The 3,250-nt window shown below is 71.1% G+C and carries 3 protein-coding genes and 1 pseudogene; 3 read left to right on the forward strand and 1 reads right to left on the reverse strand.

The window, feature by feature from the left end:
- The first annotated feature begins 327 nt into the window (after positions 1-327).
- The 3 genes from BN903_RS07000 to BN903_RS07010 are packed head-to-tail and all read left to right on the forward strand — an operon-like array spanning position 328 to position 2,818.
- The gene (locus tag BN903_RS07000; RefSeq protein WP_228841051.1) at positions 328-1,329 is read left to right on the forward strand and encodes a DUF58 domain-containing protein; all 1,002 of its coding nucleotides are present in this window, start codon (positions 328-330) and stop codon (positions 1,327-1,329) included.
- A complete protein-coding gene (locus BN903_RS07005) occupies positions 1,329-1,826 on the forward strand; it encodes a hypothetical protein (protein ID WP_048077050.1) in 498 nt (165 codons plus the stop codon). The genes BN903_RS07000 and BN903_RS07005 overlap by 1 nt, the downstream gene beginning before the upstream one ends.
- Before the next feature lie 32 nt (positions 1,827-1,858).
- Entirely contained in the window at positions 1,859-2,818 is a 960-nt protein-coding gene (locus BN903_RS07010) for a hypothetical protein (RefSeq protein WP_048077051.1), read from the forward strand.
- A 120-nt stretch (positions 2,819-2,938) separates the two neighbouring features.
- Here BN903_RS07010 and BN903_RS17320 read toward each other — a convergent pair.
- Positions 2,939-3,250, reverse strand: a pseudogene (locus tag BN903_RS17320) (hypothetical protein); the annotation flags it as partial.

Raw genomic sequence — 3,250 nt, forward strand, 5'->3', positions numbered from 1 at the left:
CCTATCCCCTGTGTGCCTTGCCTCCCACGACTCGCCGCGTCGAGCCGCGCCTTTGCCCGCCTCGGCGACCGAATCACGGTCGAGTACACCATCTCCGCCGCGGACGCGTTCGTCGACGCCCCCGTGTCCGTCGCCCTCGCGGCTCGTCGCCCGCCCGAAACGGCGACGGTTCCGCTGTCGGTTCGCGCCGACGCTCCGGTGGGAGTCGAACGCAGCGCCGGGGAGCGAACGGTCGCACTCGATCCGGATGAGGTGGCGGGCGAGGCCGCGTTCGACGTGTCGTTTCCCGTCGCCGGTCGGTTCGCGTTTCCCGTGCCGAGGATACACATGCGCGATCCGACGGGGCTGTATCGCACGACGGTCGATCGCGGGCCGACGCCGACCGTAACGGTGCGACCGCAGCCGCTCGATGTCCACGTCGGCCAAGGCGGGGAAGCAATCCGCAACGCGTACGGGGAACACCAGTCCGAACGGCCCGGCCCGGGGGTGACGACACAGGAGATCAGACAGTACGTCCCCGGCGACAGCGTTCGGCGGATCGACTGGAAGGCGACCGCCCGGCTGGCCGACGTCTACGTCCGTGAGACGCAGGGAGAGACGGACCGTCGCACCGCGCTCGTCGTGGACCACCGCGGCCGGATGGCGGTCGGACCGCCCGGCGAGACGATGCTGGACTACGCTCGCGAGGTCGCGGTCGGCATCGTCCGAACCGCTGCGGACCGGAACGATCCGATCGACTTCGACGCGGTCGGCCGCGAGGGGGTCACCGAGTCCGTTCGCTCGAACACGACCACGGAGCCGCACGCGCAGACAGAGGCGGCGCTGTACGACCTCGTTCCGACGGCCGACGAGGCGGCGTACGGCGCGCAATCTGCGTCCCGTGTCCGAGCGATCGCCGACCGGATCGAGGGTGACGACAGCGCCTTCGCCCGCGTGCTCGGCGCGTACGTCGGCGATCCGATCCGGTACGTCAGGCGCGCCCGCGCTGACCCGCTCGTCGGGAGCGTCCGGCGGATCCGCAACCGGATCGAGACGGGCGGACTGGTCGTGATCGCCACGAGCGACGACGAGCCCGCCGCGCTCCGAGAGGCGGTCAAGACGGCGATCGCCGGCGGCGGGCGGGCGATGGTCTTTTTGACGCCGCGCTGTCTGTTCGAGTCGACCGACGTGACCGACCTCGACGGCGCGTACGACCGGTACCTCGCGTTCGAACAACTGCGTCGCGACCTGGACGCACACCCCCGCGTCACCGCGCTCGAAGTCGCTCCCGAAACGCGCGTCGACGCGGTCCTCGCACACCGTCGGGAACGACCGGCGGCGGTCCGCTGATGGCGTCCTCGCCGAGCGACGCGCCGGGAGATCTGACGGGATCGGTCGGATCCCAGCTCGCCCGCGATCCGCTCGGCGTCGCCGGACTCCTCGTCGTTTTCGGCGCGGTGCTGGCGACCGGGACGGGCCGCGACGCCGTCCTCGCCGGCGTCCTGCTCTGTGTGGCGCTCCTGCTCCCGGCTTCGCTCGCATTCGTCGTCGGCCAGCTCGCGCTGTCGGTGGCGGTGACGGTCGAGGACCGGATCGCCGTCGGCGTTGCGCAGCTCGCGCTCCTCGTCGTCCTCACCCAGCCCGCGCGAGACCGATCGCTTCCGAACGCGGTCGTCGGGACGCTCGCCGCGTACGCCGTTCTGCTGGGCGTCGTCGCGGTCGGCTTGCGAGAGAGTCACTTCGCGGCGGCCGGGCTCCTCTGTCTGGCGGTCGCGCTCGGGACCTACCTCGCCCGCCGGCTGACGCTGGTCAGGCTCGGACTGGTCGGTGCGGAGCCAAAAGAGTAAACCCGCGACCCCCGAAATCCAGAGCAGACAGTATGGACGTTCCTGGAGGCGCGGCGACGGCAGAAGAATCCGACTCCGGGGAGTCGGACGCGCCGGACCCGGGGGAGTTCCCCGACCGACAGGTCCGCCTCGCCGCGCTCGAAGCGGAGAACCGGCAGCTCCGCGAGGAGTACGCCCGAGCGCGACAGGCGGCCTACCGCCGGACCGCCCTCGGGCTGTTCGCCGTCGGACTCGTCGGCCTCGTCGGCGGGCTCGCGTTTCCCGACGCCCGGACGGTGCTGTTCGCGCTCGGCGGGACCGGCGTCTTCGCCGGCGTGCTCACGTCCGTCCTCACCCCCGAGCGGTTCGTCTCGGCCCGGGTCGGCGCTCGCGTGGTTCAGGCGCTGCGCGCCGACCGAGACGCCGCGATCGACGAGCTCGGACTCCGCGGGGACCCGGCGTACGTCCCTACCGACGGATCCGACCGATCCGGCGGCGTCCGGCTGTTCGTCCCGCGACGCGCGGACGAGCCCCTTCCCGATCCGACCGACCTGACGGACCTGTTCGTCGTTCCGGAGGCGGACGAGCGGGGCGGCGTGGCGTTTCACCCCACCGGGGAACCGCTGTTCGAGGATCTGGACGCGGCTCACGACCGGTCGGTCGACGCGACGCCCGAGACGACCGCCGCGGTGGCGGCCGACGCGCTCGTCGAGCTCTTCGAACTCGCCGACAGCGTCGCTCACGACGTCGACCTTGAGACGAACCGCGTCACGTTCGAGATCGAGGGGGCCGGCCTCGGCGACCCCACCGGTTTCGATCACCCGATCCCGTCCGTGCTCGCCGTGGCGCTGGTCCGCACCGTCGATGCGCCCGTCCGGGTCGACGTGACCGACGACGATCCGTTGACGGTCACCTGTCGATACGACCCGCAAGCGGACGCGGCGAACGGGCGTTCGACGGCGACGGCGGAGCAGGAAGAAACGCAGCGGCGGACGGAGTCGACGGCGTCGTAGTTCAGGTTCGCACCCGGATCCGACTCGGCGTGATCGGTGGGGAAACCGAATCGCGTTGCTCCTCGATCATGTCATTTGCGGAGACATCCCCGACGCTTCGCCCGGATGTCTGGTGTCTGTTCAGTCCGTCTCGGATTCCGCTTCGTCCGTTTCCACTTCCGCACCGTCGGTCAACGGCTTCGGGTCTTGTTTCCCCTCGTTGCTCTCCTCGATCGGTTCCGTTCCGTTGTTCGTCGTCTCCGTCTCGGCGAACGACGCGTCAGCGCCCGGCGGCGCGACGCTTTCGACGACCTCCTCGACGATCGCGGCCACCGAGCGCTCGGCCAGCTCCGCGTCGGTCGTCCGAATCACGCGGTGGACGAGCACCGGCGGCGCGAGCGCCTTGACGTCGTCGGGGATGACGTACGACCGGCCGCGGATCGCCGCCCGCGC

This window comes from Halorubrum sp. AJ67, from assembly GCF_000513435.1.